Annotated in this window: 1 pseudogene; it reads left to right on the top strand. The window is 58.8% G+C overall.

What is annotated here, in order from left to right:
• Positions 1-210, top strand: a pseudogene (locus QP415_RS11120) (hypothetical protein); the annotation flags it as partial.
• Between the last annotated feature and the right edge of the window lie 118 nt (positions 211-328).

Here is a 328-nt window from a genome sequence, read left to right as displayed (position 1 = left end):
CTGGAGCTCAAGACGATGCCCACGACCGTGAGTGTGGCGGATGTGGGTGTGTACGTCGCCGAGCCGACGTACACGATCCAGGGCACCTTGAGCGGGTCGAAGCGGCATGACATGACGTTTCGCGTGACCGCGAAGCTGAAGACCGATAAGGACGGAATCCCCGAGTTGGACGCGTCGGGCAAGCCCCAGTTCGATGTTCGATTCGGATAGTAAGGCCTCGAATGAGACTATCGACGCACCGGGTATGCGGACTCGACGAAAGAAGTTCGCATACCCGGTGGCGCGTAGGCGGTTGCACGCTATGATGGGTTTTTGGTAACTCTGTCAC

The organism is Pauljensenia sp. UMB3104, from assembly GCF_030217285.1.
Lineage (GTDB): Bacteria > Actinomycetota > Actinomycetes > Actinomycetales > Actinomycetaceae > Pauljensenia.
This window is presented reverse-complemented; position numbering and strand designations above follow the sequence as displayed.